The sequence below is a fragment of the Thauera linaloolentis 47Lol = DSM 12138 genome, assembly GCF_000310205.1.
GTDB lineage: Bacteria > Pseudomonadota > Gammaproteobacteria > Burkholderiales > Rhodocyclaceae > Thauera > Thauera linaloolentis.
The window spans coordinates 25,886-52,128 of the sequence record NZ_AMXE01000010.1; the positions used below are offsets into that span (position 1 = coordinate 25,886).

The following is a 26,243-nucleotide window of genomic DNA, read 5'->3' on the forward strand; positions in this document are numbered from 1 at the left end:
ATCCACTATCCGCAAAACCCCTTCACCAGCCGCTTTTTGGCAGAATGCGGGCTCGGACGGAGGGAGTGAAGAATGCGACGCGTGGTGTTCAATCAGAAAGGCGGCGTGGGCAAATCCACGATTACCTGCAACCTTGCGGCAATCAGCGCACAGCAGGGCAAGCGCACGCTGGTCGTCGATCTCGACCCGCAGGGCAATTCCACCCAGTACCTGCTCGGCGCCTCCAGCGACAGCCTGGACATCACGCTGGCCGACTTCTTCGACCAGACGCTGAACTTCAAGCTCAACCCGCGCGCCACCACCGCCTTCGTCGTGGCAACGCCGTTCGAGCGGCTGCACGTGATGCCCTCGCATCCGCTGCTCGAGGAACTGCAGGGCAAGCTGGAGTCACGCTACAAGATCTACAAGCTGCGCGACGCGCTGGACGAGCTCGCGGAAGATTTCGACCACGTTTTCATCGATACGCCACCCGCGCTGAATTTCTTCACCCGTTCGGCGCTGATCGCCGCGGATGCCTGCCTGATTCCGTTCGATTGCGACGAATTTTCACGCAAGGCGCTGTATTCGCTGCTGGAGAACGTGCAGGAGATCAAATCCGACCACAACCGCGCGCTGCAGGTGGAAGGCATCGTCGTCAACCAGTTCCAGCCGCGCGCCAGCCTGCCGCAGAAGGTGGTGCAGGAACTGATCGACGAGGGCCTGCCGGTGCTGCAGCCTTATCTGTCGGCCTCGGTCAAGATCAAGGAATCGCACGAACAGGCGAAGCCGATGATCCACCTCGACCCGAAGCACAAGCTGTCGCAGGAATTCGTCGCCCTTCACGACACGCTGGCACGCAAGTACGGCGCCTGAAGGCGCGACGAGGCGAAGCCCTGCCCGGCGCCACGCGGCCCGGACTCAGGCTCCGGGGTCGGGAATCTGCGGCCCCAGGCGCTCTGCCATCCAGTCGATGAACAACCGCACCCGGGGCGACAGCAGCCGCGAATGCGGGTACACCATCTGCACGGGAACGTCGGCCGGCTCGAATGCCTGCAGCAGGCGAACCAGCCGGCCATCGGCCAGTTCGCCGGCGATCTGGTAATGCAGCAGACGGGCGATGCCCACACCCTGCAGGCAGGCCAGTCTGGCGACATGCACCTGGTTGGTTGCGAGACGGACGGGGACGGCTTCGCTGATGGCCCTGCCCCGATCGAGGAAATGCCACTCCCGGCAATGCGGCACCAGGACGATGCAGGCGTGCCGATGCAGCGCGGACGGGGACTGGAGCACCTCCTGGTGGCGCAGATAGTCCGGGCTGGCACACACCACGTAGCGCGTCCGCCCGAGCGGCGTCGCCACCATCGAAGAGTCGGGTAGCTGTCCGATACGGATCGCCAGATCCAAGCCTTCTTCCAGCAGGTCGGCCATGCGGTCGAGCAGGATCAGTTCGATCCGCATCGCCGGATGCTGCGCCAGGAACGCGTTCACCAGCGGCGCGACGTAGCGCCGGCCGAACTCCACCGGCGCCGTCAGGCGCAGCAGGCCGCCCGGGCTGTGGCGGCGGGCATCGAAGCTGTGTTCGATCTCGTCGAATTCGGACAGCATACGGCGGCTCCAGGCAAGGAACTCCAGTCCCTCGTCGGTCAGCGCCAGGCGCCGCGTGTTGCGGTTGAGCAAGCGCACGCCCAGGTGCTTTTCCAGCGCCGCCAAGCTGCGCACGACCGATGCGGCGGACTGGCCCGAGGCCTCGGCCGCCGCGCTCAGGCTCCCCGTATCGACGATGCGCACGAAAGTCGCCATGGCTTTCAGTCGGTCCATCCGCCGGCTCCCATCTGTGCAGCAACTGCAATGGTGTTGTCAGCTCCGCGGCATTGATGCGCCGCCGCGGGCCACGGACACTTTGTCCATCCCGCCACTGTGATCCCGCACATGGATACCGCCCCTGCCCTTTCCGTTCGCCCCACGGCACCTCCCGCATTCCCGGACACGGCCGGCAACCCTGCCCGCATCATGGCCTATGACCACGTCGGCATCCGCGTCAGCGACCGCCGCCGCGCGCTCGACTTCTACGAGGCCCTGGGCTTCGCCGAAAGCGCGCACTTTCCCGGCCACGAAGCCAACGAGATGCTGAGCCCGGACGGCGTGCGCATCAACCTGATCTTCAATGCCGCACGCCGCTCCGGCGCGCGCAACATCCTGCTGGACGAGCCCGTCAAGCTGCCGGGCATGACCCACCCCGCCTTCGTCGTGGATGATCTGGAGGGCCTGCAGGCATGGCTCCGACGGCGAAACATCGCGATCACCGAAGGGCCGCATCGGATCGGCCCCCGCCGCATCGCGCTCTTCATCCGCGACCCCGACGGCAACGTCCTTGAATTCAACCAGTTGATCGACCACCACACAGGAGACAAGGCATGAAACTCTACGACCTGGAACTGTCCGGCAATTGCTACAAGGTCCGGCTGTTCGCGGCGCTGGCGAACATCGACCTGGAAATCGCAGCGGTCGACTTTCTCGGCGGCGAACACAAGCGCCCGCCGCTGACCGACCTCAATCCCTGGGGCGAGCTGCCCATCCTCGTCGATGGCGACCTCGTGCTGCGCGACTCGCAGGCGATCCTGGTCCATCTGGCCGGCACGCATGGCGGCGCCGCATGGTGGCCGGCCGAACCCCAGCTCCAGGCCGAAATCGTGCAATGGCTATCCACTGCGGCGAACGAAATCCAGCATGGTCCGGCCTCGGCGCGGCTGGTGGACAAGTTCGGCTACGCCATCGACAAGGCCGGCACCCTCGCCCGCGCCGCCCGCATCCTGCCGCTGCTGGACGCCCATCTCGCCCAACGGGAATGGCTGGCGCTGTCGCGCCCCACCATCGCCGACTGCGCCATGTTCCCGTATGTCGCGCTGGCACCGGAGGGCGGCATCGATCTGTCGCCCTATCCGAACATCGTGCGCTGGATCGACCGGGTCAAACGCCTGCCCGGCTATGTTGCGATGCCCGGCACCTGAGGGCATGGCGGGGCAGGTGCGCCCCGCCCTCGCTCACAGCGGCTCCAGCTTCGCCACCGCCAAGAGCAGCCACTTCACGCCCGCCGGACCGAAGTTGATCTGCAGCTTGGCGTCGGTGCCGCTGCCCTCCGCGGCGACGATCACGCCCTGGCCGAACTTGGCGTGACTGACCGCCTGCCCGATGCGCAGTCCGTTGGGCAGCGCCACGGCCGTCGGCCGCGGCGCGCGCGCCTGGGAGGACGATGCCGCGGAAGGCTTGAAGTAGCCTCCGCCCACGCCCCCCGTCGCCCCTCCCTGGGCGGCACGCGGGCTCGGCGGCGTCAGCCATTTCGTCAGTTCAGCGGGGATTTCCTCCAGGAAGCGCGACCGCAGGTTGTAGCGCGTCTGCCCGTGCAGCATGCGGCTCTGCGCGAAGGACAGGTAAAGCCGCTCGCGCGCCCGTGTCACCGCCACGTACATCAGCCTTCGCTCTTCCTCCAGGCCGTCGGTCTCGAGGATGCTGTTCTCGTGCGGAAACAGCCCCTCCTCCAGCCCGGACAGGAAGACGGCGTTGAACTCCAGGCCCTTGGCCGAATGCACGGTCATCAACTGCACCGCATCCGCCCCCTGGTCAGCCTGATGGTCGCCCGCCTCCAGCGAGGCATGGGCGAGGAAATCCGCCAGCAGCGCATGGGGCTGCGCCAAGGCCTCGGCATCCCCCGTCTCGGCAAGGAAGTTGGCCGTGGCATTGATCAGCTCATCGAGGTTCTCCAGGCGCTCGCGGCCTTCCTTGTCCGCCTTGTAGTGCGCGCGCAGGCCGCTGATGTCCAGCACATGGTCGACCAACTCCGGCAGCGGCAGGCCTGCGGTATCCCGCCGCATGTCCTCGGCCAGGCGCACGAACTGCCCGAGCACCGTTCCCGGCTTGCCGGAAAGATGGGGCACGGTGGCATACAGGCTGGTGCCGTACGTGCGTGCGGCATCGCCCAGCACTTCCAGCGTGCGTGCGCCAATGCCGCGCGCGGGGAAGTTGACGACACGCGCGAACGAGGTGTCGTCGTCCGGGTTGGCGATCAGGCGCAGGTAGGCGAGCGCGTGCTTGATCTCCTGGCGCTCGAAGAAGCGCAGGCCGCCATACACCCGGTAGGGGATGCCGGCCGAGAAGAGCTGGTGTTCGAGCACGCGCGACTGCGCGTTCGAGCGGTAGAGCAGGGCAACCTCGCTGCGCAGCGCACCGTCGCGCACCAGCGACTGGATCTCCTCGACGATCCAGCGCGCCTCGTCGCCGTCCGAAAAGGCCTCGAACACCCGGATCGGCTCGCCCGCCCCCTGGTCGGTCCACAGATTTTTGCCGAGCCGGTTGCTGTTGTGGCGGATGATGGCGTTGGCGGCATCGAGGATGTTGCTGTGCGAACGGTAGTTCTGTTCCAGGCGGATCACGTTGTGCACGCCGAACTCACGCTCGAAGTCGCGCATGTTGCCCACTTCGGCGCCCCGGAAGCGGTAGATGCTCTGGTCGTCGTCGCCGACGCAGAACATTGCCGCCCCGCCCTCGCGCCCCTCGTCGGCGAACAGCTTCAGCCAGCGGTACTGCAGGCGGTTGGTGTCCTGGAACTCATCGACGAGGATGTGGCGGAAGCGGCGCTGGTAGTGGCGGCGCAATGGCTCGTTGCGCTCGAGTAACTCATAACTGCGCAGCAGCAACTCCGCAAAATCCACAACAGACTCGCGCTGGCATTGCGCCTCATACTCCTGATAGAGCTGGACGCGCTGGCGGGTGTAGTCGTCCCAGGCCTCGACCGCGTGCGGACGATGCCCCGCCTCCTTCTGGCCGTTGATGAAATGCTGCAGTTCGCGCGGCGGGAACTTTTCGTCGTCGACGTTGAGCGACTTCAGCAGGCGTTTGATGGCGGCGAGCTGGTCGCCCGAGTCCAGGATCTGGAACAACTGGGGCAGCCCGGCATCGCGATGATGGGTGCGAAGCAGCCGGTTCGCCAGGCCGTGGAAAGTGCCGATCCACATGCCGCGGGTGTTGACCGGCAGCATCGCCGACAGGCGGGCGAGCATTTCCTTGGCCGCTTTGTTGGTAAATGTAACCGCCAGGACGCCGGCCGGATCGACCTGCCCGGACTGGATCAGCCAGGCGATACGGGTCGTCAGCACGCGTGTCTTGCCCGATCCAGCACCTGCCAGGATCAGCGCATGCTGCGGCGGCAGGCTTACGGCCTGCAGTTGTTCGGTATTGAGATTGGCGAGCAGGTTGGACATCGGCATTCCTTCGGAGGCCGTGCATTGTAATGCGGACAGCGGGAGGAACGATTTGCCTTGCGCCCATGCAAGGCTCCGGGCCCCGGCATGCGGATGTTGCAATGCAACAACAAGAGACTTGTCAAGCAAGCCCGCGGGGGCTATTTTGAAATTGTGCAAAGCAGCAAATTAATTCAGCCAAAGCGGAACCATTTCACACTTCATCCGCCTGACTGACCATAAAATCAACCCCCACAGAGACGCCGCGCCAAGATGTTGCGGCACAACACAAGCCCACAAGACACGGTCCAAAAGACCTGCAAGGGCATTGCGCCAAGACCTGGCGCACAGGAGAACACATCATGAAAACACCCAAACTGCTTCCGTGGTACGCCCGCAAAGCGGGCGTGTCGACCGAACGTGCCGAAGCGCTATGGCACAAGGCCGTGCGCGAAGCCACCGCCGAAACCGGCTGGGTCGGCAACTCGGAGTACTGGGGCGCCTGCATGGATACCTTCGTCGCCCTGCTCGAGCAAGAACGCAACACCCTGTGTGCGCCGCAGGTCGTGCCTTTCGTGCGCAGCCACAACCGCATGTGGCGCCTGCCCCTGCTGGCCATGGAAGACGTCTTCTCGGCCTTCCACGCCAACTGGCAGCGCCACACCGGCGTCCCGCGCAAGGCCGCCTGACGGACTGAATCGCGACGTCCGGTTCCGGCCGGGCGTCAATGTCTCCCTCCCTCTCCTTCAATGGAGATTTGGCATCCCGCTCCGGCGGGGTGCCATTTTTTTGCTCGCCGCCGGCTTCGCGGTCCGCCCTGGCTTCGCGGTATACTCGCGCGTTTTCAACGCTTTTCAGGCCGCACGCATTCCATGCAGGACAAATACCAGCCCGCCGCCGTCGAGACGGCCGCCCAGCAGCACTGGGACTCCACCGACGCCTTCCGCGTGACGGAAGACGCGAGCAAGCCCAAGTACTACTGCCTGTCGATGTTCCCCTACCCTTCGGGCAAGCTGCACATGGGGCACGTGCGCAACTACACCATCGGCGACGTGCTCGCGCGCTTCCACCGCATGAAGGGCTTCAACGTGCTGCAGCCGATGGGCTGGGACGCCTTCGGCCTGCCGGCCGAGAACGCGGCGATCAAGAACAAGGTGCCGCCGGCGAAGTGGACCTACGACAACATCGCCTACATGAAGCAGCAGCTGCAGTCGCTCGGCTTCGCCATCGACTGGAGCCGCGAACTGGCCACCTGCCAGCCCGCCTACTACAAGTGGAACCAGTGGCTGTTCCTGCGCATGCTGGAAAAAGGCATCGCCTACAAGAAGACCCAGGTCGTCAACTGGGACCCGGTCGACCAGACCGTGCTCGCCAACGAGCAGGTCATCGACGGCCGCGGCTGGCGCACCGGCGCCGTGATCGAGAAGCGTGAAATCCCCGGCTACTACCTCGGCATCACGCAGTACGCCGACGAACTGCTGAACGATCTCGACCTGCTCGACGGCTGGCCCGAGCGGGTGAAGACCATGCAGGCGAACTGGATCGGCAAGAGCACCGGCGTGCGCTTCGCCTTCAAGCACGACATCCGCGACGAATCCGGCGCGCTCATCGACGACGGCAGGCTATGGGTATTCACCACCCGCGCCGACACCATCATGGGCGTCACCTTCTGCGCGGTTGCCGCCGAACACCCGCTGGCCACGCGCGCTGCGCGCGACAACCCCGAACTGGCCGCCTTCATCGACAAGTGCAAGCACGGCTCGGTGATGGAAGCCGACATGGCGACGATGGAAAAGGAAGGCCTGCCGACCGGCCTGAGCGTGGTGCACCCGCTGACCGGCGAGAGCGTGCCGCTGTGGGTCGGCAACTACGTGCTGATGAGCTACGGTGACGGCGCGGTGATGGGCGTGCCGGCACACGACGAGCGCGATTTCGGCTTCGCGCTGAAGTACAAGCTGCCGATCGAGCAGGTCATCGCGGTCGGCGACAACGCCTTCTCGAGCACCGCTTGGGCCGACTGGTACGGCGCCAAGGATGGCGTGTGCGTCAATAGCGGCCGCTACGACGGCCTCGGCCACGCCGCCGCGGTCGATGCGGTCGCCGCCGACCTCGCGGCCGGAGGCGGCGAGAAGAAAGTGCAATGGCGCCTGCGCGACTGGGGCGTGTCGCGCCAGCGCTACTGGGGCTGCCCGATTCCCATCATCCACTGCGAACACTGCGGCGACGTGCCGGTGCCGGACGAGCAGTTGCCGGTGGTACTGCCGGAAGACTGCATCCCGGACGGCTCGGGCAATCCGCTGCTCAAGCGCGACGACTTCATCGACGTGGCCTGCCCGAAATGCGGCGCGGCCGCGAAGCGTGAAACCGACACGATGGACACCTTCGTCGATTCGAGCTGGTACTACGCCCGCTACTGCTCGGCCGGCAACGACGGCGCCATGGTGGATGAGCGCGCCGGCTACTGGATGCCGGTAGACCAGTACATCGGCGGCATCGAGCACGCCATCCTGCACCTGCTGTATTCGCGCTTCTGGACCAAGGTGATGCGCGACATGGGCCTGACGACGGCCAGGGAGCCCTTCGCCCGCCTGCTCACGCAGGGCATGGTGCTGAACGACGCCTGGCTGCACAAGCCGGAAGGCGGCGGCAAGGACTATTACTGGGAAAGCGAAGTCGAGGTCGTCCGCGACGCCAAGGGCCAGATCATCAGCGGCCGGCTCAAGTCGGACGGCACCGTGCTCGAGCACGAACTGACGACGATGTCCAAGTCGAAGAACAATGGCGTGGACCCGCAGGCGCTGATCGAGCAGTACGGCGCCGACACCGCGCGCTTCTTCATGATGTTCGCCAGCCCGCCGGAACAGACGCTGGAATGGAACGACGCCGGCGTCGAGGGCGCGCACCGCTTCCTGAAGCGGGTATGGGCCTTCGCGCACGGCTACTGCGCAGAACTGCGCGCGGCGCGGCCGGCCAGCCCGACCCTGGGCAAGGCCAAGCTGCCGGCGGCACTGGCCGGGCTGCGCCGCGAACTGCATCTGGTGCTCAAGCAGGCCGGCTACGACCTGGGCAAACAGCAGTTCAACACCGTCGCATCCGCCGCCATGAAGATGCTCAACGCCCTGGAGAAGGCACCGCGCGACGGTGCCGACGCCGCCGAAGTGGTCGGCGAGGGCCTGTCCATCCTGCTGCGCGTGCTGTCGCCGATCTGCCCGCACATCACCCACGTGCTGTGGCGCCACTGCGGCTTCGGCGACGACATCCTGGACGCGCCGTGGCCGGAGCCGGCCGGGTCGGCGCTGGAGCAGGACGAAGTGGAGCTGATGCTGCAGGTCAACGGCAAGCTGCGCGGCAGCGTGCGCGTGGCGGCCGATGTGCCGAAGGAAGCCATCGAAGCCATTGCGCTGGCCTCCGAAGCGGCACAGAAGTTCATGGAAGGCCGGCCGCCGAAGAAAGTCATCGTCGTGCCCGGCCGCCTGGTCAACATCGTCGCCTGAGGACAACGCCATGCACCGCCGCCCGCACGCCGCGACGCCCCCCCATGCAGCAAGCCCGGCCACGATCTGCCCGCCCGCCCGGCGGCGCCTGCTGCTCGGCACGGCCGGCCTCGCCGGCCTGCTGCTGACGGGCTGCGGCTTCAAGCTGCGCGGCCCGCAGCGGCTGGACTTCGCCACGGTGCACATCAACACCAGCGAGCTTTCCGAGCTGGGCGCCAGCCTGCGCCGGCTGATCGCCACCAGCGGCAGCACCACCGTCGTAGACGACCCCGCGCAGGCCGATGCCCGCCTGCAGATCCTCGCCGACAATCGCGGCCGCGAGATCCTCAGCCTGACCGGCGCGGGCAAGGTACGCGAGTACCAGCTCACGCAGATATTGCGCTTCCAGTTGCTCGACAAAGGCGGCAAGGCGCTGATTCCGCCCACCACCATTTCCGCATCGCGCGAGTTCACCTTCGACGACTCCCAGGTGCTGGGCAAGGAACAGGAAGAAACCCTGCTCTACAACGACATGCAGCAAGATCTGCTGCAACAGTTGATGCGCCGCCTCGCCAGCGTCCAGCGCACGGACTGACCCCATCCCCGCCGGCACATCCGGAAGGCCGTGAACCTGCGCCCCGACCAACTGCCCGACCTGCTCGGCAAGCCGCTTGCCCCGCTGTGGCTGCTGCACGGCGACGAACCGCTGCTGGTGCTCGAAGCGGCGGATGCGATCCGTGCCGCGGCAAAGCGCCAGGGCTTCGAGGAACGCGAGACCCTGGTTGTCGGCCAGGGCTTCAAGTGGGACGCGCTGGCGCTCGCCGCCGGCAACCTGTCGCTGTTCGGCGGCGCCAAGCTGATCGACCTGCGCATTCCCGGCGGCAAACCCGGACGCGACGGCGGCGAGGCCCTGCAACGCTACGTCGCCAGCCTGCCCGCCCAGACGCTGACCCTGATCACGCTGCCCGAACTCGACTGGCAGGCACGCAAGACGAGCTGGTTCAAGGCCGTTTCCGAGGCAGGCAACTGCCTCGAGCTCAAGGCGCCCGAGCGCGAGCGCCTGCCCGACTGGGTCGGCCGCCGCCTTGCCGTGCAAGGGCAGACCGCCAGCGCCGACGCGCTCGCCTTCATCGCCGACCACGTCGAAGGCAACCTGCTCGCCGCTCACCAGGAAATCCTCAAGCTCGGCCTGCTGCACCCGGAAGGCCAGCTGAGCCTGGAGCAGGTGCGGGACGCGGTGCTCAACGTCGCCCGCTACGACATCGACAAGCTGCGCCAGGCCATCATCGAAGGCGAGCCCGCGCGCTGCGCCCGCCTGCTCGAAGGCCTCAAGGGCGAAGGCGCCGCGCCGCCGCTGGTGCTGTGGACGCTGGCCAACGAAACCCGCACGCTGGCCAGCCTGTGCGCGGGCCGCGACGCCGGTCAGCCGCTCCCGGCCCTGTTCAAGGCCGAACGCATCTTCGATCCGCGCCGCCAACAGGCCCTCGGCCGCGCGCTGGGACGCCTCAACCAGGGCAGGCTGCGTGCTGCGCTGATGCATGCCGCGCGCATCGACCGCATGATCAAGGGCCTGGTGGCCGGCGACGTGTGGGACGAATTCCTGCAGCTCGCGCTGCGGCTGGCGCGCCACGCATAGCCCTGGCGCGATGTTCGGTGTTTTAATTGCGGCTTGGCCCATTCAGCCCTGACACCCGGACACCGCGATGGACATCCAGAACTACATGCAGACCCTCGGCCGCCAGGCCCGCGCCGCCTCGCGCGTACTGGCTGCCGCCTCCACCGCCACCAAGAACGCCGCGCTGCTGGCAATGGCCGCCGAGATCCGCGCCCGCAGCGGCGAACTGCTCGCCGCCAATGCCCAGGATCTCGACGGAGCACGCGCCGCCGGCCTCGAACCCGCGCTCATCGACCGCCTGACGCTGACCGAGAAGGGCGTCGAGGCCATGGCAATCGGCCTCGAACAGGTCGCCGCGCTGCCCGATCCCATCGGCGAGATGACCGACATCAAGCGCCGCCCGTCGGGCATCCAGCTCGGCAAGATGCGCGTGCCGCTGGGGGTGATCGGCATCATCTACGAGGCGCGCCCCAACGTCACCGCCGACGCCGCCGCCCTGTGCCTGAAATCCGGCAACGCCGCGATCCTGCGCGGCGGCAGGGAAGCCATCAACGCCAACCGCGCGATCGCCGCCTGCGTGCGGGCGGGCCTTGCCGCCGCCGGCCTGCCCGAAGCCGCAGTACAGGTGGTCGAAACCACCGACCGCGAGGCAGTGGGGGCGCTCATCACCATGCCGGAGTTCGTCGACGTCATCGTGCCGCGCGGCGGCAAGGGCCTGATCGAGCGCATCTCGAAGGATGCGCGGGTACCGGTCATCAAGCACCTCGACGGCAACTGCCACGTTTATATCGACGACGAAGCCGACCCGGCCAAGGTCGTGCCCATCGTCGAAAATGCCAAGACCCAGCGCTACGGCACCTGCAACACTGCCGAGTCGCTGCTCGTCGCGCGCGGCGTGGCCGACATCTACCTGCCCGAAATCGGCCGCATGCTGGCCGGCAAGGGCGTGGAGATGCGCTGCTGCGCCGAGTCGCTGGCGCTGCTGCGCGAGGCCGGCATCGACGCCGGCAGGCTGGCCGCGGCAACCGAAGCGGACTGGCGCGAGGAATACCTCGCCCCGGTCATCGCGGTGAAGATGGTGGACGGCCTCGACGAGGCGATCACCCACATCAACGCCTACAGTTCCGGCCATACCGAAGCCATCGTCACCGAAAACCATACGCATGCCATGCGCTTCCTGCGCGAAGTGGATTCGTCCTCGGTCATGGTCAATGCCTCGACGCGCTTCGCCGACGGCTTCGAATACGGACTGGGCGCGGAAATCGGCATTTCCACCGACAAGATCCATGCGCGCGGCCCGGTTGGCCTGGAAGGCCTGACCAGCCAGAAGTGGATCGTGTTCGGCAATGGCGAGATTCGCGCCTGACCCGGCATCCGGAGCACACGCCCATGAAAGCACTCGCCCCGACCTTGCTGGCCGCCGCCTTGCTGTCGGCCAGCCTTGCCCAAGCCGCGGAAGTGGCCGGCATCGGCTTCGCACCGCAGGCAAGCGTCGACAACAGCACGCTGACACTGAACGGTGCCGGCCTGCGCACGCGCCTGACCTTCAAGGTGTATGCGATGGGCCTCTACCTGCGCAATCCGGCTACGGGCAGCACCGAAATCCTGCAGGACGCGGGCGAGAAACGCATCCGCATCGTCATGATCCGCGACCTGGACGGTAAGCAGTTCGCCGATGCGCTGCTCGACGGACTGCGGCGCAACCATGACGAGGCCACGCTGGCGGCGCTGAAACCCGCCACCGACGCCCTGCTCGCCGCAGTGCTGGACAGTGGCGAAGCGAAATCGGGCACTGAGGTGATTCTCGACCGGCTTGCCAACGGCGCAACCCGGCTGCTGATCAACGGCCAGCCGCGCGGCAGCGACATTTCCGATCCGGCCTTCTATCCTGCCTTGCTGCGCATCTGGCTGGGCGAGCGCCCGGCCGACGCCGGGCTCAAGGCAAGCCTGCTCGAGTCTGCGCGATGAGCAGCCAGTGATGCGCGGATCGGCTACTCCAGCGGCCAGCGGCTTCGATGCGGTGATCGCCCTGCCGTTCGGGCCGTTCGGCATCCGCAGCGCCGGCGGGGCGGTCGCCGAGCTGGTGTTCCTGCCGCCGGATACCGCACTGCATGCACCCGCGAATGAGACCGCCCGCCTGGCGGCCGAAGCGCTGCACGGCTGGATCGACGATCCCGAGCGCCCCTTTCCGCTTCCGCTCCTCGAGTGCGGCACCGCCTTCCAGCGCCGCGTCTGGGCCGAGATCAGCGCCATCCCCACGGGGCAGACCCGCAGCTATGGCGAGCTGTCGGCCCGGCTAGGGAGCGCGGCGCGCGCGGTCGGCCAGGCCTGCGGCGCCAACCCCTATCCGCTCGTCGTGCCCTGCCACCGCGTCACGTCCTCCAGCGGCCTCGGCGGTTTCGCCAATGCCAGCGGCGGCTGGCTGCTCGACGTCAAGCGATGGCTGCTGCGGCACGAAGGCGCCGCATGACGACGCGCCCGACCGCCGCCGAGGCCGGTCTGCCCGCGGAAACCCGCACGGAACTCGATCGCTTCACCGACAGCCTGTGGCTGGAACACGGCCTTGCGCGCAACACGCTGAACGGCTACCGCAGCGATCTCGCCTTGTTTGCCGCCTGGCTGGCGAAACGCGAAGTGCCGCTGCGATGCGCGCGGGCGGGCGACCTGGCCGCCTATCTGGCCGAATTCAGCCTGCGCGCACGCCCCGCCAGCCAGCGCCGCCTGCTGTCCGCCTGGCGGCGCTATTACCGCCACCTGCTCGCCAACCGCGAGATATCGGAAGACCCGACCCTGACGCTGGACCCGCCCCTGCCCGGCCAGCGCTTTCCGAAGACTTTGAGCGAAGCCCAGGTCGAGGCCCTGCTCGCGGCTCCCGACACCGGCACGCCGCAAGGCCTGCGCGACCGCTGCATGCTCGAAGTCCTGTATGCCGCCGGGCTGCGCGTGTCCGAATTGATCGGGCTGAAGCTTTTTGCCGTCAGCCTCGACCAGGGCGTGCTGCGCGTAATGGGCAAGGGCAGCAAGGAACGGCTCGTGCCGCTCGGCGAAGTCGCGGCCGACTGGATCGTCCGCTACGTGCGTGAAGCGCGTCCCGTCCTGCTTGGCGGCCGCCATTGCGACGAAGTCTTCGTCACGCGCTTGGGCAGCGGCATGACACGCCAGATGTTCTGGCGCATCATAAAACAAAATGCGATGGTGGCCGGCATCCCTGCGGAACGCATTTCCCCCCATACGCTGCGCCACGCATTCGCGACCCATCTACTGAACCACGGTGCAGATTTGCGCGTCGTCCAGTTGCTGCTCGGACATGCCGACATTTCGACGACTCAGGTCTATACCCATGTCGCGCGTGAAAGGCTCAAGCAATTGCATGCGAATCATCACCCCCGCGCCTGATCTCGCTACATGCCGGTACCGCATCCGCCTCCCCTTTCCCTCAGCCCGCCTCTCCAGTCTCCCCCGGATTCCGATCATGAGCCGACACGATACCCACGCGCCGGAAACCCCGGCGACACGTTTCCTGCGACAGCATGGCCTGGCCTATTCGAGCCATCTCTACGAATATGAAGAGCACGGCGGCACCGCGGTCTCTTCACGCGAATTGAACGTAGACGAACACGCCGTGATCAAGACGCTGATCATGGAGGATGAAAGCGCCAAACCACTGATCGTGCTGATGCACGGCGATCGCAAGGTTTCGACCAAAGAACTCGCCCGCCAGATCGGCCGCAAGCACATCGAGCCATGCAAACCCGAGGTCGCCAATCGCCATACAGGCTATCTCGTCGGGGGCACATCGCCCTTCGGCACCCGAAAGGCGATGCCGGTCTATATGGAAAGGACCATTCTCGATCTGCCGCTCATCTATATCAATGGCGGCCGCCGCGGCTATCTCGTCGGGGTCCATCCCCACGACATTCTCAGGGCTCTGCAGGCCCAGTTGGTCGAAGTCGCGAATTGAGGATTCGGAATGAAAGCGATACCGTACCCAAGTATTGCAAGAACCGAAAACCGTCGTATTGCGGCGCGATTACTGGCAGAATCCATGCTGCAACTGCTTGGCCATCAATAGCCGAGCAATTCTGCTCAAAATCTATAGAGAACCAACTCGCGCAACCACTGAGGAAACACCATGGATCTTTCGAGTTATTCGCTTCCCGATCTCCGCCGCCTGCAAACGAAAGTCGAATCCGAGATTCGCCGCCGCAGCGATACCACGCGTCGCGCGCTGCTGAAGCAGGTGCAGAAACTGGTTGCAGAGCAAGGCCTCACGCTCGACGATCTGATCGATGCGCCGGCCGCCGCGGCCCAGCCCCAGGCAAAGGCCACCGCCGCCGCGAAGGCCAAGCGCGGCAGCGCCAAGAAAACCAAGGCGCCGTCCGTCATCAAGTACCGCAACCCGGCCAATCCCGAGCAAGGCTGGAGCGGCCATGGCCGCCGCCCCCAATGGGTTCTCGACTGGCTCGGGCAAGGCAAGCCCCTCGAAGAACTGGCGGCATAAGCATCTGCCTGTTCTGCAAGACAAGCCGGCTTCGGACACGCTCTGGATCCGGCTCGTTTCATTCGTGCCCACAATGCGGAACGGCCATCGGCGGTGCTTTCGCAAACGCCGCACCGACACGCGTGATGAATGCGCACCGCGGCATCGGATATCCCGCCCGCGATCAGACCCCGAAAGGCGGTGGTGCAGCGCCGTCCCGGCCGCGCTGGATGAAGACGCCAACACGGCGCACATCCTTCATCACCCCGATCTTTGCCACGCGCAGCTTTACCCACGGTGCGCCGAATTCGTCGAACAGCAGCTTGACGACGAATTCACCCAGGCTCTCGATCAAATTGAAGTGGCGCTGCCCGAGTTCCTCGCGAATACGCTGGGTGACAACGGCATAATCGATGGTATCGGCGATATCGTCATGCTCGGCTGCGGCATCCGGGACACCGAAAGTGAGATTGAGCTCGACGGTCTGCTGGCCGGTCTTCTCCCGAGCGTAAACGCCAACCCAGGCCTTGACCCGCAACTCCTCGATGAAGATGAAATCCATGCTGGTTCCCGTTTAGAATCGCTGCGATTCTATCCTGTGCGCGACCACCGGCCGCAGCCGGACACATGGTTCCCGCACCTTCCGCTGAACGTTTGATGCATTCGTCGCCCGCCCCGGCGGAAGACGTGGAGCAAAGATGTCCCTGATTGCCCTGCTCCTCGGAGCCTATCTGCTCGGCTCGATTCCCTTCGCCATCGTCACCAGCAAGCTGTTCGGCCTGGAAGACCCCCGCCGCTACGGCTCGGGCAATCCGGGCGCAACCAATGTGCTGCGCAGCGGGAACAAGGGTGCGGCGGCGCTGACGCTGATCGGCGACTGCCTGAAAGGCTGGCTGGCCGTATGGGCAGCCAGCCGGCTCGGCTTCAGCCCGCTGGAGGCTTCGCTTGCGGGCCTGGCGGCCTTTCTGGGCCACGTCTTCACCGTCTTCCTGCGCTTCAACGGCGGCAAGGGTGTCGCAACTGCGCTCGGCGTGCTTGCCAGCGTGGACGGCCAGGTCGCAATCCTGTGCGCATTGGTCTGGCTGGCCGTGGCCTTCACCTCCCGCTACTCGTCGGCCGCGGCCTTGTCCGCGGCGGCGGCGGCCCCCGTTGCCGGGCTGATTTTCCTGGGGCCGCAGCCGAGCGTGCTGGTATTGGCGGCCATGGCCGGGGTGCTGATCTGGCGCCATGCCGCCAACATCCGGCGCCTGTTGGCAGGCACCGAAGGCCGGATCGGTGGCAGCAAGAAACCGAAGGCGGACTGACCCCCCTGGCCGGGGGGGGCCGAGGGTCAGGCAGTTGCCCGCTGCGGCGGTCGCAGTTCGGCGAGCGGCCAGCGCGGCCGGATCCGCACCGCGGGTTCGCCGCCGGCTTCGTCCCCGGCGGCAAGACGCATCGCGCCGGCAAACGCGATCATGGCGCCGTTGTCGGTGCATAGTGCCGGCTCCGGATAATGGACACGCCCACCCCGTTTTTGCAGCGCGGCATCCAGCACCGCCCGCAGATGCAGGTTGGCACCGACCCCGCCCGCCACGACGAGCGTCCTCAGCCCGGTTTTCTTCAGCGCAGCCAGCGCCTTTGCGCACAGCACCTCGACCACCGCCTGCTGGAACTCGGCGGCGAGGTCAGCCATGCGCGCGGGCTCCCAATCGGAGCCGGACACGACGTTGAGCACCGCGGTCTTCAAGCCGCTGAAACTGAAATCCAGATCGCCCGAATGCAGCATCGGCCGCGGCAGGCGGAAGCGCCCGGCGACACCCCTGGCCGCGAGCTGAGCGAGCTGGGGCCCGCCCGGGTAGCCGAGGCCGAGCAGTTTCGCGGTCTTGTCGAAGGCCTCCCCCGCCGCGTCATCGACGGATTCGCCCAGCAACGCGTAATCCCCCACGCCGCGCACCCGCATCAATTGCGTGTGCCCACCGGACACCAGCAGCGCAACGAAGGGAAACCGCGGCGGATCGGCCGACAGCAGCGGCGATAGCAGATGGCCTTCGAGATGGTGGACCGGCAGGGCTGGAATGCCGCGTGCCAGCGCGAAGGACTCGGCCACGCTGGCCCCGACGAGCAGGGCACCCGCCAGCCCCGGACCCGCGGTATAGGCCACGGCATCGAGGTCGCGGGCTTCCAGCCCCGCAGCCGCCAGGGCCTGCTTCAGGAGCACCGGCAGGCGGCGGATGTGGTCGCGCGAGGCGAGTTCGGGCACCACGCCGCCGTAGGCCGCATGGAGATCGATCTGTGAATGAAGGCAATGCGCCAGCAGCCCGGCTTCGGTGTCATACACCGCGACGCCGGTTTCGTCGCACGAGCTTTCGATCCCCAGCACTTTCATGACTTGCATCCATTTGATTCGGTGCGGCATTCTAATCCCCAAAGCCGATTTTCCGTGCATCTGGCACTTGCCATCGACTCGGACGTGGTTTATATTCGCGGTCTTTCTGCCCACCAGACACCCAAGGAAGTCCGCAATGCCCGGTATCCGCGTCAAGGAAAACGAGCCGTTTGAGGTTGCGATCCGCCGCTTCAAGCGCACCATCGAAAAGACCGGTGTGCTGACCGAGCTGCGCTCGCGTGAGTTCTACGAGAAGCCCACCGCCGAGCGCAAGCGCAAGCTGGCCGCCGCAGTGAAGCGCAACCACAAGCGCCTGCGCAGCCAGACCCTGCCGCCGAAGCTGTACTGATTCTCTCCGCACCCGGTATTTCCGGCTGCCCGCACGCCGGGCGAAGGCCAAATGGCCTTCGCCCGGCGTGATGCTTTTTCCGTCGATGCACTCCACACGCGAAAAAGCAGCACATTTGTCCGGGCTACGAGCCTCGATCCGCTGCGCACGATGATCCCTCAGTCCTTCGTTCAGGAACTGTTGTCGCGCGTCGACATCGTCGACGTCATCGAACGCTTCATACCGCTGAAGAAGAGCGGGGCGAACTACTTCGCCTGCTGCCCTTTCCACGGCGAGAAGTCCGCCTCTTTCTCGGTCAGCCCTTCCAAGCAGTTCTATCACTGCTTCGGCTGCGGGGTTCATGGCAGTGCGCTCGGCTTCCTGATGGAATACAGCGGACTCGGCTTCGTCGATGCCGTCAAGGAACTCGCCGGGCAAGTCGGCCTGCAGGTGCCCGACGATGGCCGCAGCGCCAACCCGCAGGACGACACCAGCGAACGCCTCCACGAGGTGATGGGCCTCGCGGCGCGCTTTTATCGCGAGCAGCTCAAGCCCTCGCGCCGCGCCATCGATTACCTGAAGCGCCGCGGCCTGTCCGGCGAGATCGCCGCACGCTTCGGCCTGGGCTACGCGCCTGATGAGTGGCAGGCCCTGCAGAAGATCTTTCCCGACTACCAGGCGAAGACGCTGGCCGACGCCGGGCTCGTCATCGACAACGATCAGGGGCGACGCTACGACCGCTTCCGCGATCGCATCGTCTTCCCGATTCATGATCGCCGCGGCCGCATCATCGCCTTCGGCGGCCGGATACTGGACAAGGGCGAACCGAAGTACCTGAATTCGCCCGAGACGCCGCTGTTCGAGAAAGGGCGCGAACTCTATGGCCTCTACCTGGCGCAGAAACCGATCCGCGACGAAGGCTGCGCCATCGTCGTCGAGGGCTACATGGACGTCGTCGCGCTGGCGCAGTTCGGCATTTCCAACGCCGTCGCCACACTCGGCACGGCCACGACGCCGCAACACGTCCACACGCTGCTGCGCCAGACCGACCGCATCGTGTTCTGTTTCGACGGCGACGCAGCCGGCCGCCGCGCCGCCTGGCGAGCCCTCGAGAACGCACTTGAATCGCTGCGCGACGACGCGACCCTGGCCTTCCTGTTCCTGCCGGCCGAGCATGACCCCGACTCCTTCGTGCGCGCCGAAGGCACCGAGGCATTTCGCAAGGCGGCAGGCAACGCCAAGCCCTTGGCACGCTTCCTCATCGAGGAGCTTCGCGGCCACCACGACATGGACGCCGCCGAAGGCCGCGCCGCATTCGTGCACGAAGCGGCACCGCTCGTCACGCGCATCGCCGCCCCGCTGCTGCGCCTTCAGGTGATCAAGTCGGTGGCGGAAGAAAGCGGCTTGACACAGGCCGAAGTGGAGCACGCATTCGGCATCATCGCCGCCAGCCCGAAGCACGCACGCCCGCGTGCACCGCAGCCGGAAACCGCCCTCGCAGGCGCCCCGCGCCCCGCCTTCAAGGGCAGGCAACAGCAGGTCGGCACCCGCTCCGGCACCCGTCCCTTCGGCAGGCGCAAGCCGCCCTCCACTGCCGGCACCTTGCTGCGGCTCGTCATGCAGCACCCGACCTGGGCCGCGCGCATGCCGGTCGACCTCGTGCCGTCGGACAGCCCCGAAGGCCTTGCCCTGATCGCCATCATCGACCTGCTGAGCCTGGGCGAGCCGGTCCCCGCCGGCGGCCTCGGTGCACTGATCGAACGCTTTCGCGACACTCCACACGGCGAGACACTTTCACGCGTCGCAGCGGAACTCGTCGACGCCGAATTCGACGAAAGCATTGTCGAAACCCTGTTCGAGGACAGCCTGCGCAAGCTCCACGCCGACAGCCTCGCCGCCGAGATAGCCTCTTTGCTTCGGCATGACCGCGAGCACGGCCTCGACCCAAGCGGGCGCCACCGCCTGGCAGAACTGCTGCTGGAGAAGCGCGAGCTGGCAAATGCATCGAAAGTCTCGGATTTATAGTACAATTTACGGTTTCCCATTTTCTTACACCCTCACCTGAGGAGTGCTATGGCACGCGAAACAGCCAAGGATTCGCCGCGCAAGGCCAGCCCGAAGGGCCGGACCTCCAAAGCGAAGGACAAGGCCGCACAGGTCGTCGAAAGCCCCGTCGCAGCACCGCTGGACGCCGAGGTGCGCCGCACGCGGCTGAAGACGCTGATCACGCTCGGCAAGGAGCGCGGCTATCTCACTTACGCCGAAATCAGCGACCACCTGCCCGACGATGTCGCAGATGCCGAGCAGATCGAAGGCATCATTGCCACGTTCAACAACATGGGCATCCAGGTCTACGACGAGGCACCTGCCGCCGAAGACCTGCTCATGTCGGACAGCGTGGCGAGCAACGTCGATGAGGACGTCGCCGAGGAAGAGGCCGAGCAGGCCTTGTCGTCGGTCGATTCGGAGTTCGGTCGCACCACCGATCCCGTGCGCATGTACATGCGAGAAATGGGCACGGTCGAGCTGCTGACCCGCGAAGGCGAGATCGAAATCGCCAAGCGCATCGAGGACGGCCTCAAGCACATGGTCCAGGCCATCTCGGCCTGCCCCACGACGATCGCCGAGATGCTCGAGATCGTCGACCGCGTCGCGGCCGACGAAGCGAAGATCGACGAACTGGTCGACGGCCTGATCGACCCGAACGCGGGCAACGAAGAAGCCTCCGGCAACGACGCCAGCGACGACACGGATGCGGACGAGGGCGAAAACGACGCGGACGAGGACGGCGACGGCGACGAGGAGAGCGACGAAGACAGCGCCGACAGCGCGGAACGCGCCAACGCGGCCTCTCTGCTGCAGCTCAAGAACGATGCGCTGGCACGCTTCTCGGTGATCCGCGAGCTTTACGCCAAGAAGATGGAAACACTGCAGAAGCGCGGCTCGCAGGATACCCACTACCTGCTGCTCCAGCAGCAGATCTCGGACGAACTGCTCAACATCCGCTTCACCGCCAAGGCCATCGAGCGGCTATGCGACTCGGTACGCCACATGGTTGAACAGGTGCGCGGCCACGAGCGCCAGATCCTGCGCCTGTGCGTGGATCGCGCCGGGATGCCGCGCACGCACTTCATCAAGGCCTTCCCGGGCCACGAGACCGACCTCGACTGGTTGAAGAACGAAATCGCGGTAGGCAAGAACTACGCCGAGAACCTGCTGCGCGCCCATCCTGCCGTACTCGAAGAGCAGCAGAAACTCATCGACCTGCAGGACAAGCTCGGTATCCCGCTCAAGGAGCTCAAGGACATCAATCGCCAGATGTCCACCGGCGAAGCCAAGATGCGCCGCGCCAAGCGCGAGATGACCGAGGCCAACTTGCGCCTGGTGATCTCGATCGCCAAGAAGTACACCAACCGCGGCCTGCAGTTCCTCGACCTGATCCAGGAAGGCAATATCGGCCTGATGAAGGCGGTGGACAAATTCGAGTATCGCCGCGGCTACAAATTCTCGACGTATGCGACGTGGTGGATCCGCCAGGCCATCACCCGTTCCATCGCCGACCAGGCACGCACGATCCGCATCCCGGTTCACATGATCGAGACGATCAACAAGATGAACCGCATCAGCCGCCAGATTCTGCAGGAAACCGGCGCCGAGCCGGACCCCGCGACGCTGGCCGAGAAGATGGAGATGCCCGAGGAGAAGATCCGCAAGATCATGAAGATCTCCAAGGAACCGATCTCCATGGAAACCCCGATCGGCGACGACGACGACTCGCACCTCGGCGACTTCATCGAGGACACCGCCACCCTGGCCCCGGCCGAGGCGGCGATGTACTCCGGTCTGCGCGACGCCACCGGCGAAGTGCTCGACTCGCTCACGCCGCGCGAGGCCAAGGTCCTGCGCATGCGCTTCGGCATCGAGATGAACACCGATCACACGCTCGAGGAAGTCGGCAAGCAGTTCGACGTCACCCGTGAGCGCATCCGCCAGATCGAGGCCAAGGCCCTGCGCAAGCTGCGCCACCCGAGCCGCTCCGAAAAGCTGCGCAGCTTCCTCGACAGCGACCAGTAAGAAGCCTTCGGGCCTCTAGCTCATGCCTGGTTAGAGCAGCGGACTCATAATCCGTTGGTGCTGGGTTCGACTCCCAGGGGGCCCACCAAAAGCAGGAAGCCGCCAATTCGAAAGGATTGGCGGTTTTTTTCAGGCAGCCCGAACGGAAAGGAAAAGGAAGCACGCCTGCCGGGACTGCAGACGTGACGATGGGGACCGAAGTCCCCATCGGCTGTCTTGGGTTACAAGGCTTCAGCGGCCCCGGCAGTGCTTATGCAGCGACTGCGAAACGCTCATCGTTGGCGTTTGTGGTTTTGCGCGGATTACGTCCGTCGCCTCTCGGGTTGCCTGCGCACCTTTGCCCGCCCTGTCGAAACCAGTACACCCCCACCCAAACACACTAGCGACAGCATGAAATGCACTTGGGTGGAGGTGAGGGGAATCGAACCCCTGTCCAGAACGCCTCCGGGTTGCCGGAATTACAACCATGGGCGCTATGGTACGCAGACAGGCGGCGGCATTCAATAGCCCCGACCTGCCCTGTCCCGACAATTTGTAAGCGGGTCTGTCGCTTTCTGCCCCGCTTAAGCAAAGCCCGGGGCTGGGCCGAAGGGGCGACTCGGGTGATAATGTCGGACTGCCGATTTAACGGACCGTATGCAATGAAGTGTGTTGACGACTTTCGCCTGAAGCTGGGATCCCGGGAACTGGTGCCGATCATGGTGGGCGGCATGGGTGTCGATATCTCGACCGCAGATCTCGCCCTCGAGGTAGCCCGCCTGGGCGGCGTCGGCCACATCTCGGATGCGATGCTGCCAACGGTTTCCGACCGCCGCTACAACACGAAGTACGTCAAGAACAAACTCCAGCAGTACAAGTTCAACGTCGCCAATTCCGACAAATCCGTCGTGCAGTTCGATCTGGGCCTGATCGCCGAAGCCACTGCAACCCATGTCAGCCGGACGATGGAGCGCAAGCGCGGGACAGGCGAGATCTTCATCAACTGCATGGAGAAGCTGACCATGAACGCCCCGAAGGACACGCTTCGGGCGCGCTTGCGCGCAGCGATGGATAACGGCATCGACGGCGTGACGCTGGCGGCCGGCCTGCACCTGGGGTCCTTCGCGCTGATCGAGGACCATCCGCGCTTTCACGACGTCAAGCTCGGCATCATCGTCAGTTCGCTGCGCGCGCTGCAGCTGTTTCTCAAGAAAAGCGCCCGCACCGGCCGCATGCCCGACTACGTCGTGGTCGAAGGCCCGCTCGCCGGCGGCCACCTCGGCTTCGGCCTCGACTGGGCGCAGTACGATCTCGCCACCATCCTCGTCGAGATCCGCGACTGGCTGAAGGAGCAGCAGCTCGACATCCCGCTGATTCCCGCCGGCGGCATCTTCACCGGCACCGACGCGGTGAATTTCCTCGAAATGGGTGCGGCGGCCGTGCAGGTCGCGACGCGCTTCACCGTGACCCAGGAATGCGGCCTGCCGGAAGACGTCCAGCAGCATTACTTCAAGGCCAGCGAGGACGAGATCGAGGTCAACCAGATATCTCCCACCGGCTACCCGATGCGCATGCTCAAGAGCAGCCCGGCGATCGGCAACGGCATCCGCCCCAATTGCGAGGCCTACGGCTACCTGCTCGACTCCACCGGCAACTGTCAGTACATCGAGGCCTACAACCGCGAAATCGCCGCCCATCCGGAGGCGAAGAAGATCCGGGTCTTCGACAAGACCTGTCTATGCACGCACATGCGCAATTTCGACTGCTGGACGTGCGGCCACTACACCTATCGGCTCAAGGACACGACGGTGCGCGAGGAAGACGGCGGCTACCGCATCCTGTCTGCCGAACACGTCTTCCAGGATTACCAGTTCAGCACCGGCAACAGGATCGCGCTGCCCGCCTGATCCTCTCGCCGGCATGGCAGCCGGACCGAAGCGGCTGCCATGCCGGCGCGCCGCTCAACAGGCCTTGCCTTCGATCAGCTCGACCTTGTAGCCATCCGGGTCCTCCACGAAGGCAATGACCGTCGTGCCGTGCTTCATCGGCCCCGCCTCGCGTACCACCTTGCCACCACGGGCACGGATTTCGTCACAGGCCTTCTTCGCATCCGGAACCTCCAGCGCGATGTGGCCATAGGCCGTCCCCTGTTCGTAGCTGTCCACGCCCCAGTTATAGGTCAGTTCGAGCACGGCGCCATCCTTCTCGTCCTGGTAGCCGACGAAGGCGAGGGTGAACTTTCCGTCCGGATATTCGTGCTTGCGCAGCAGGCGCATTCCGAGCACTTCGGTATAGAAAGCGATGGAGCGGTCGAGGTTGCCGACGCGCAGCATGGTATGCAGCATTCTCATGTTCAGTCTTCCTTCAATGTTGGATTCGCCGGATCCAGCGAATCCTGACCATCCACAGAGGCCCTTCAGCCTTCGTCGATCGTACCGGCATGCGCCGCGCCGCTGCCACCGATCACCGGCAGAGCCGCCGCAGCCTCGCGCAAACGCGCTCGCCTATTGCGCCAGTCGGGGCAGACGGATTCAACCACGGCCCAGAAGCGGGGCGAGTGGTTCATCTCCCGCAGATGCGCGACCTCATGCGCGACCACGTAGTCGATGAGTTCGGGCGGCAGATGCACCAGCCGCCAGTGCAGGCGAATCCCCGACAGGCTGCTGCAACTGCCCCAGCGCGTGCGCGCGTTCGACAGCCGCACCGGCGGCAGCGGCAACGCCAGGCGTTGGCAATATTCCTCGACACGCCCCCGATACCATGCCAGCGCGCGGGCCTGCAATGCACGATGCAAGGCGCGCACCGCATCGACCTGCCCGGGGAGGTGGAGTTCCTCCATCCCATCGCCCCCCATCCGCCATTGCGTGCGGCGCACACTGCCGATGCGCAACCTCAGGGAGCGGCCGAAAAAGGCCAGCTCACAGCCATCCACCGGCATCATGACCGGCGCGACGGAAGGCACCCGCGCGCGCGCCAGCCGATCGAGCAACCACGCACCATGGCCGCGCACGAAGTCCTCGACTTCGGCCAAGGGGGCACGCAGGGGAACCGATACCCGCGCACCACGGTGATCGACCTGCAGCGCAAAGGAGCGCCGCGCCGAACGCCGCAGCGTCAGATGAACGCATTGTCCGCCGATGTCGATATCGTGCGGCTCTTCACTAGCCACAGCGGGCCGCGCGCACAAGCGCTTCAAGCCTTGTCCTGCCACTCCAACCCACGCGCATCCATGTCGGCCTTGATCAGGGCCATCGCCGCCGCCACGCGTTCCGCCGGACCTTTCATGCCCAGTTCGAGCGAACGGCGCTGCCCTTCCGCCGCCAGCGTAGGCAGGCTGAACAGGGTGGCATCGGGAAACTTGCCGGTGATCTGCCGCATCAAGCCGATCAACTGCCCCTCGTAGGCATCCCAGACGGTGATGGCCTGCTCGACGTAATCCTCGGCATGGTGCAGATGGGCATACTTCGTATCGAGCACCCATTCGACCATCGGCCAGGCCATGACCGGAAAGCCCGGCGTGAAATAGTGCTGGCGGATGGAAAAACCCGGAATGCGGTTGTAGGGGTTGGGGATGATCTCGCTGCCACGTGGATAGACCCCCATCTGCAGACGCTCGGGCGTGATCTCGTCGCCGAAACGGACACGGATCTCCGCCTCGGCTTCAGGGTGCAGGGCGAGTTCCAGCCCAAGTGCCGCGCCCGCAGCCTCGCGCGTACGGTCGTCGGGCGTGGCGCCGATGCCCCCAAAACTGAAAACGACGTCGCCGCTGGCGAAGGTCTGGCTCAAGGTCTCGGTGAGGCGTTCGAAATCGTCGCTGCAGTAGCGTGCCCACGACAGCTTGAGGCCGCGCGCGCCAAGCAACTCGATCAGTCTGGCCAGATGCTTGTCGCTGCGACGTCCGGACAGGATCTCGTCGCCGATGATCAGGGCCCCGAAGTTCATGGCATGGCCTGTGGCAGGTTGGAAGGCTCCGCATCGAGCAGCGTCACGCCACGCGCATGGCGATCCTGGCGCAGGCGATCGAGCAGGTAGTGGACGAAGGCCAGGCCGGCATAGGCCGGCGCGACGAGATTGACCACCGGCACATAGGCAAGCAAGGCACAGCCCCCGCCCAGCAGCAGCATCTGCGGCCGCCAGTCGCGGCGAAGGCGATTCAGTTCCTCGCCATCGGCATGCAGCATCAGGGCGTCATAGCCGAAGGCGCGCTGGTTGAGCCATCCCGTCAGGAAGACGGAAGCCAGCAAACCCACCCCCGGAATCAGCCAGAAGGGCAGCGACACGATCAGCGCGGCGAGGAAAAGCACACCAGCGACAATCGAATTCCACGCACTGCCGAGGTTCGAACCGCCCCTCCTTTGCTCGATATCGGCGTAATCGCGACGGCCGACGCGTTCCAGCATCAAGGGAAGGGCGATCGCTGCGACGATCAGGGCCGCCGTCACGTAGACCAGGGGGACGAAGGCCAGGGCCACCGCGATCTTGATCAACACCAGGGTCACGGCCGCCGCCGCGTCGGACGCCGAAACCCAGCTCCCGACGAAACTCCACCCGCCCACCCAGGCGAAGATCCAGTCCGTCACGGGCACCCAGGCAAGCACCGCGACCACCGTCCACACCAGCATCGATACCAACCCCGGCCACAGCAGGTGCCAGAAGATGTTGCGCTGGAACAGGCTGCGGGTGGCGCGGCCGAAAGCGATCAGGATGTCCTTCATG

At 65.7% G+C, this 26,243-nt stretch carries 26 protein-coding genes, 1 tRNA gene and 1 other RNA gene; 19 read left to right on the forward strand and 9 right to left on the reverse strand.

The window, feature by feature from the left end:
• Positions 1 to 72: 72 nt before the first annotated feature.
• On the forward strand, positions 73 to 852 hold the full coding sequence (locus tag C666_RS04820; RefSeq protein ID WP_004334536.1) for a ParA family protein: 780 nt from the start codon (positions 73 to 75) through the stop codon (positions 850 to 852).
• A 45-nt stretch (positions 853 to 897) separates the two neighbouring features.
• Here the strand turns inward: C666_RS04820 and C666_RS04825 are convergent, their stop codons facing one another.
• Positions 898 to 1,797: a LysR family transcriptional regulator gene (locus C666_RS04825; protein WP_004334539.1), complete on the reverse strand. Its 900-nt coding sequence runs from the start codon at positions 1,795 to 1,797 to the stop codon at positions 898 to 900.
• 111 nt (positions 1,798 to 1,908) lie between these two features.
• On the opposite strand from C666_RS04825, the gene C666_RS04830 reads away from it, so the two are divergent.
• Positions 1,909 to 2,397 carry a VOC family protein gene (locus C666_RS04830; RefSeq protein ID WP_154666173.1) on the forward strand — a complete coding sequence of 163 codons (489 nt, stop codon included), beginning with the start codon at positions 1,909 to 1,911 and terminating at the stop codon, positions 2,395 to 2,397.
• Positions 2,394 to 2,987, forward strand: a complete 594-nt coding sequence (locus tag C666_RS04835; RefSeq protein ID WP_004334545.1) for a glutathione S-transferase family protein — start codon at positions 2,394 to 2,396, stop codon at positions 2,985 to 2,987. Before C666_RS04830 ends, C666_RS04835 begins: the two co-directional genes overlap by 4 nt.
• A gap of 33 nt (positions 2,988 to 3,020) precedes the next feature.
• Here the strand turns inward: C666_RS04835 and C666_RS04840 are convergent, their stop codons facing one another.
• Positions 3,021 to 5,234 carry a UvrD-helicase domain-containing protein gene (locus tag C666_RS04840; RefSeq protein ID WP_004334548.1) on the reverse strand — a complete coding sequence of 738 codons (2,214 nt, stop codon included), beginning with the start codon at positions 5,232 to 5,234 and terminating at the stop codon, positions 3,021 to 3,023.
• Between the two features lie 341 nt (positions 5,235 to 5,575).
• Between C666_RS04840 and C666_RS04845 the strand changes: the two genes are divergently transcribed.
• The 10 genes from C666_RS04845 (at position 5,576) to C666_RS04890 (ending at position 14,802) form a co-directional block, all read left to right on the forward strand.
• On the forward strand, positions 5,576 to 5,902 hold the full coding sequence (locus tag C666_RS04845; protein WP_004334551.1) for a hypothetical protein: 327 nt from the start codon (positions 5,576 to 5,578) through the stop codon (positions 5,900 to 5,902).
• Between the two features lie 183 nt (positions 5,903 to 6,085).
• A complete protein-coding gene (gene leuS, locus C666_RS04850; RefSeq protein ID WP_004334554.1) occupies positions 6,086 to 8,707 on the forward strand; it encodes a leucine--tRNA ligase in 2,622 nt (873 codons plus the stop codon).
• Positions 8,708 to 8,717: 10 nt separating this feature from the next.
• Positions 8,718 to 9,281, forward strand: coding sequence for an LPS-assembly lipoprotein LptE (locus C666_RS04855; protein ID WP_004334557.1), 564 nt, complete (start codon positions 8,718 to 8,720; stop codon positions 9,279 to 9,281).
• A gap of 30 nt (positions 9,282 to 9,311) precedes the next feature.
• Complete coding sequence (gene holA, locus C666_RS04860) at positions 9,312 to 10,322, forward strand: DNA polymerase III subunit delta (protein ID WP_004334560.1); 1,011 nt, start codon at positions 9,312 to 9,314, stop codon at positions 10,320 to 10,322.
• Positions 10,323 to 10,389: 67 nt separating this feature from the next.
• Positions 10,390 to 11,667 carry a glutamate-5-semialdehyde dehydrogenase gene (locus C666_RS04865; protein ID WP_004334564.1) on the forward strand — a complete coding sequence of 426 codons (1,278 nt, stop codon included), beginning with the start codon at positions 10,390 to 10,392 and terminating at the stop codon, positions 11,665 to 11,667.
• A gap of 23 nt (positions 11,668 to 11,690) precedes the next feature.
• On the forward strand, positions 11,691 to 12,269 hold the full coding sequence (locus C666_RS04870; protein ID WP_004334567.1) for a chalcone isomerase family protein: 579 nt from the start codon (positions 11,691 to 11,693) through the stop codon (positions 12,267 to 12,269).
• 10 nt (positions 12,270 to 12,279) lie between these two features.
• Entirely contained in the window at positions 12,280 to 12,771 is a 492-nt protein-coding gene (locus C666_RS04875) for a methylated-DNA--[protein]-cysteine S-methyltransferase (RefSeq protein WP_004334570.1), read from the forward strand.
• A complete protein-coding gene (gene xerD, locus C666_RS04880) occupies positions 12,768 to 13,697 on the forward strand; it encodes a site-specific tyrosine recombinase XerD (RefSeq protein WP_004334573.1) in 930 nt (309 codons plus the stop codon). The genes C666_RS04875 and xerD overlap by 4 nt, the downstream gene beginning before the upstream one ends.
• Before the next feature lie 76 nt (positions 13,698 to 13,773).
• Positions 13,774 to 14,262 carry a Cys-tRNA(Pro) deacylase gene (ybaK, locus tag C666_RS04885; RefSeq protein WP_004334576.1) on the forward strand — a complete coding sequence of 163 codons (489 nt, stop codon included), beginning with the start codon at positions 13,774 to 13,776 and terminating at the stop codon, positions 14,260 to 14,262.
• Positions 14,263 to 14,433: 171 nt separating this feature from the next.
• Entirely contained in the window at positions 14,434 to 14,802 is a 369-nt protein-coding gene (locus C666_RS04890) for an H-NS histone family protein (protein WP_004334578.1), read from the forward strand.
• 163 nt (positions 14,803 to 14,965) lie between these two features.
• Here the strand turns inward: C666_RS04890 and C666_RS04895 are convergent, their stop codons facing one another.
• Entirely contained in the window at positions 14,966 to 15,343 is a 378-nt protein-coding gene (locus C666_RS04895) for a dihydroneopterin aldolase (RefSeq protein ID WP_004334581.1), read from the reverse strand.
• Positions 15,344 to 15,479: 136 nt separating this feature from the next.
• On the opposite strand from C666_RS04895, the gene plsY reads away from it, so the two are divergent.
• Positions 15,480 to 16,085, forward strand: coding sequence for a glycerol-3-phosphate 1-O-acyltransferase PlsY (gene plsY, locus C666_RS04900; RefSeq protein ID WP_004334585.1), 606 nt, complete (start codon positions 15,480 to 15,482; stop codon positions 16,083 to 16,085).
• Positions 16,086 to 16,111: 26 nt separating this feature from the next.
• On the opposite strand, the gene tsaD is transcribed toward plsY, so the two are convergent.
• Entirely contained in the window at positions 16,112 to 17,146 is a 1,035-nt protein-coding gene (tsaD, locus tag C666_RS04905; RefSeq protein WP_004334589.1) for a tRNA (adenosine(37)-N6)-threonylcarbamoyltransferase complex transferase subunit TsaD, read from the reverse strand.
• Positions 17,147 to 17,282: 136 nt separating this feature from the next.
• Between tsaD and rpsU the strand changes: the two genes are divergently transcribed.
• From rpsU to C666_RS04925, 4 genes are all read left to right on the forward strand, one after another.
• Complete coding sequence (gene rpsU, locus C666_RS04910) at positions 17,283 to 17,495, forward strand: 30S ribosomal protein S21 (RefSeq protein ID WP_002924646.1); 213 nt, start codon at positions 17,283 to 17,285, stop codon at positions 17,493 to 17,495.
• Positions 17,496 to 17,645: 150 nt separating this feature from the next.
• Entirely contained in the window at positions 17,646 to 19,499 is a 1,854-nt protein-coding gene (gene dnaG / locus C666_RS04915) for a DNA primase (protein WP_028792175.1), read from the forward strand.
• Between the two features lie 48 nt (positions 19,500 to 19,547).
• Entirely contained in the window at positions 19,548 to 21,548 is a 2,001-nt protein-coding gene (rpoD, locus tag C666_RS04920) for an RNA polymerase sigma factor RpoD (RefSeq protein WP_004334595.1), read from the forward strand.
• 9 nt (positions 21,549 to 21,557) lie between these two features.
• Positions 21,558 to 21,636 (forward strand) — tRNA-Ile (locus C666_RS04925).
• Between the two features lie 95 nt (positions 21,637 to 21,731).
• On the opposite strand, the gene ssrA is transcribed toward C666_RS04925, so the two are convergent.
• Positions 21,732 to 22,065: a transfer-messenger RNA gene (gene ssrA, locus C666_RS19660) on the reverse strand.
• Between the two features lie 124 nt (positions 22,066 to 22,189).
• On the opposite strand from ssrA, the gene C666_RS04930 reads away from it, so the two are divergent.
• Entirely contained in the window at positions 22,190 to 23,434 is a 1,245-nt protein-coding gene (locus C666_RS04930) for a nitronate monooxygenase (protein ID WP_004334598.1), read from the forward strand.
• A gap of 54 nt (positions 23,435 to 23,488) precedes the next feature.
• Here C666_RS04930 and gloA read toward each other — a convergent pair whose 3' ends face one another.
• The 4 genes from gloA to C666_RS04950 form a co-directional block, all read right to left on the reverse strand.
• Positions 23,489 to 23,878: a lactoylglutathione lyase gene (gene gloA / locus C666_RS04935; protein ID WP_004334600.1), complete on the reverse strand. Its 390-nt coding sequence runs from the start codon at positions 23,876 to 23,878 to the stop codon at positions 23,489 to 23,491.
• A gap of 65 nt (positions 23,879 to 23,943) precedes the next feature.
• The gene (locus C666_RS04940; protein WP_004334603.1) at positions 23,944 to 24,723 is read right to left on the reverse strand and encodes a M48 family metallopeptidase; all 780 of its coding nucleotides are present in this window, start codon (positions 24,721 to 24,723) and stop codon (positions 23,944 to 23,946) included.
• Positions 24,720 to 25,469: a competence/damage-inducible protein A gene (locus C666_RS04945; RefSeq protein ID WP_004334606.1), complete on the reverse strand. Its 750-nt coding sequence runs from the start codon at positions 25,467 to 25,469 to the stop codon at positions 24,720 to 24,722. Before C666_RS04945 ends, C666_RS04940 begins: the two co-directional genes overlap by 4 nt.
• Entirely contained in the window at positions 25,466 to 26,242 is a 777-nt protein-coding gene (locus C666_RS04950; protein ID WP_004334608.1) for an EI24 domain-containing protein, read from the reverse strand. The genes C666_RS04945 and C666_RS04950 overlap by 4 nt, the downstream gene beginning before the upstream one ends.
• Position 26,243 lies beyond the last annotated feature (1 nt).

What these genes read in the sequence shown, in the direction of transcription:
- rpoD (WP_004334595.1), top strand. Translation starts at nt 19,548, where the DNA reads ATGGCACGCGAAACAGCCAAGGATTCGCCGCGCAAGGCCAGCCCGAAG.
- C666_RS04875 (WP_004334570.1), top strand. Translation starts at nt 12,280, where the DNA reads ATGCGCGGATCGGCTACTCCAGCGGCCAGCGGCTTCGATGCGGTGATC.
- C666_RS04845 (WP_004334551.1), top strand. Translation starts at nt 5,576, where the DNA reads ATGAAAACACCCAAACTGCTTCCGTGGTACGCCCGCAAAGCGGGCGTG.
- C666_RS04865 (WP_004334564.1), top strand. Translation starts at nt 10,390, where the DNA reads ATGGACATCCAGAACTACATGCAGACCCTCGGCCGCCAGGCCCGCGCC.
- C666_RS04835 (WP_004334545.1), top strand. Translation starts at nt 2,394, where the DNA reads ATGAAACTCTACGACCTGGAACTGTCCGGCAATTGCTACAAGGTCCGG.
- C666_RS04945 (WP_004334606.1), bottom strand. Translation starts at nt 25,469, where the DNA reads ATGAACTTCGGGGCCCTGATCATCGGCGACGAGATCCTGTCCGGACGT.
- plsY (WP_004334585.1), top strand. Translation starts at nt 15,480, where the DNA reads ATGTCCCTGATTGCCCTGCTCCTCGGAGCCTATCTGCTCGGCTCGATT.
- tsaD (WP_004334589.1), bottom strand. Translation starts at nt 17,146, where the DNA reads ATGAAAGTGCTGGGGATCGAAAGCTCGTGCGACGAAACCGGCGTCGCG.
- C666_RS04890 (WP_004334578.1), top strand. Translation starts at nt 14,434, where the DNA reads ATGGATCTTTCGAGTTATTCGCTTCCCGATCTCCGCCGCCTGCAAACG.
- C666_RS04870 (WP_004334567.1), top strand. Translation starts at nt 11,691, where the DNA reads ATGAAAGCACTCGCCCCGACCTTGCTGGCCGCCGCCTTGCTGTCGGCC.
- ybaK (WP_004334576.1), top strand. Translation starts at nt 13,774, where the DNA reads ATGAGCCGACACGATACCCACGCGCCGGAAACCCCGGCGACACGTTTC.
- C666_RS04930 (WP_004334598.1), top strand. Translation starts at nt 22,190, where the DNA reads ATGAAGTGTGTTGACGACTTTCGCCTGAAGCTGGGATCCCGGGAACTG.
- xerD (WP_004334573.1), top strand. Translation starts at nt 12,768, where the DNA reads ATGACGACGCGCCCGACCGCCGCCGAGGCCGGTCTGCCCGCGGAAACC.
- C666_RS04855 (WP_004334557.1), top strand. Translation starts at nt 8,718, where the DNA reads ATGCACCGCCGCCCGCACGCCGCGACGCCCCCCCATGCAGCAAGCCCG.
- C666_RS04840 (WP_004334548.1), bottom strand. Translation starts at nt 5,234, where the DNA reads ATGTCCAACCTGCTCGCCAATCTCAATACCGAACAACTGCAGGCCGTA.
- C666_RS04895 (WP_004334581.1), bottom strand. Translation starts at nt 15,343, where the DNA reads ATGGATTTCATCTTCATCGAGGAGTTGCGGGTCAAGGCCTGGGTTGGC.
- C666_RS04820 (WP_004334536.1), top strand. Translation starts at nt 73, where the DNA reads ATGCGACGCGTGGTGTTCAATCAGAAAGGCGGCGTGGGCAAATCCACG.
- dnaG (WP_028792175.1), top strand. Translation starts at nt 17,646, where the DNA reads ATGATCCCTCAGTCCTTCGTTCAGGAACTGTTGTCGCGCGTCGACATC.
- rpsU (WP_002924646.1), top strand. Translation starts at nt 17,283, where the DNA reads ATGCCCGGTATCCGCGTCAAGGAAAACGAGCCGTTTGAGGTTGCGATC.
- leuS (WP_004334554.1), top strand. Translation starts at nt 6,086, where the DNA reads ATGCAGGACAAATACCAGCCCGCCGCCGTCGAGACGGCCGCCCAGCAG.
- gloA (WP_004334600.1), bottom strand. Translation starts at nt 23,878, where the DNA reads ATGAGAATGCTGCATACCATGCTGCGCGTCGGCAACCTCGACCGCTCC.
- C666_RS04830 (WP_154666173.1), top strand. Translation starts at nt 1,909, where the DNA reads ATGGATACCGCCCCTGCCCTTTCCGTTCGCCCCACGGCACCTCCCGCA.
- C666_RS04825 (WP_004334539.1), bottom strand. Translation starts at nt 1,797, where the DNA reads ATGGACCGACTGAAAGCCATGGCGACTTTCGTGCGCATCGTCGATACG.
- C666_RS04950 (WP_004334608.1), bottom strand. Translation starts at nt 26,242, where the DNA reads ATGAAGGACATCCTGATCGCTTTCGGCCGCGCCACCCGCAGCCTGTTC.